The 1,331-nt window shown below is 76.3% G+C and carries 1 protein-coding gene; it reads left to right on the top strand.

The genetic code is table 11. The features are described from left to right. The coding region (locus tag AC1DUQ_RS21780; RefSeq protein WP_477074642.1) for a PHP domain-containing protein at positions 1–1,331 on the top strand (1,331 nt) is incomplete at both ends.

Raw genomic sequence — 1,331 nt, 5'->3', positions numbered from 1 at the left:
CGTCACGCCCGGACCGCCCGTGCTCGACCTGCCGACGGGCGTCCCCGACCCGCGCGCGTCCCACCTCCTGGTGCTCGCGCGCGGCCCCGACGGCTACCGTGCACTGTCCCGCGCGATCGCGGAGGCCCACCTGCGCACCGGCAAGAAGGGCGCCGCGGACTACCGGCTCGACGAGCTCGCCGCGACCGCGGCCGGGCAGTGGCTGGTGCTCACCGGCTGCCGCAAGGGGTCGGTCCGGCGCGCGCTCGCCGGCGGCGACCCGTCGGGGGTCACCGAGGTGACCGCGGCCGGCGTCGAGGCGGCCCGGACCGAGCTCGACAAGCTTGTCGCCCTGTTCGGTCGGGAGAACGTGGCGGTCGAGGTCACCGCGGCCGGCGACCCGTACGACGCCGACCGCGCCGACGCCCTCGCGCTCCTCGCGGCCGACGCCGGGCTCCCGCTCGTGGCCACGGGCAACGTGCACTACGCCACCCCGCGGGACGCCGACCTGGCTGCCGCGCTCGCCGCCGTCCGCGCGCGCTCCTCGCTGGAGGACCTGGACGGCTGGCTGCCCGGCGGCCCGATGGCGCACCTGCGGTCGGCCACGGAGATGCTCGCGCTGCACCGGCGGCACCCGTCGGCCGTGGTGACCGCGGCGGACCTGGCCGACGAGTGCGCGTTCGATCTGTCCCTCGTCGCGCCCCAGCTCCCGCCCTACCCGGTGCCACCGGGCCACACGGAGGCCACGTGGCTGCGCGAGCTGGTACGCCGGGGCGCGCTGGAGCTGTACGGGCCGCCGGAGTCGGAGCGGGTGCCCGGGGCGTACGCGCAGCTGGCGCACGAGCTGACCGTCATCGAGGACCTCGGCTTCCCCGGCTACTTCCTCGTGGTCTACGACCTGGTCGACTTCTGCCGCAGGAACGGGATCCTCGCGCAGGGCCGCGGCTCGGCCGCCAACTCGGCGGTCTGCTACGCGCTGCGGGTCACGGCCGTGGACGCGGTACGGCACGGCCTGCTGTTCGAGCGGTTCCTGGCGCCCGAGCGGGACGGTCCGCCGGACATCGACGTGGACATCGAGTCCGCGCGCCGCGAGGAGGTCATCCAGTACGTCTACGAGAAGCACGGGCGGACGCACGCCGCGCAGGTGGCCAACGTCATCTCCTACCGGCCGCGGTCGGCCGTCCGGGACGCGGCGCGGGCGCTCGGGTACGACGCGGGGCAGCAGGATGCGTGGGCGTCGTCGATCGAGCGGTGGGGGAGCCTGCGGTCGGACGCGCCTCCGCCTCCGCCCGAGAAGCCGTCGTCATCGGGACGGCCGGCGCGCCCGCACGTGGACCACGTCGGTCCCGTGC

This window comes from Cellulomonas sp. P4_B5_2 (assembly GCF_056402235.1).
The sequence above is the reverse complement of the archived record's forward strand: the minus strand, read 5'-3'. Positions and strand labels throughout refer to the sequence as shown.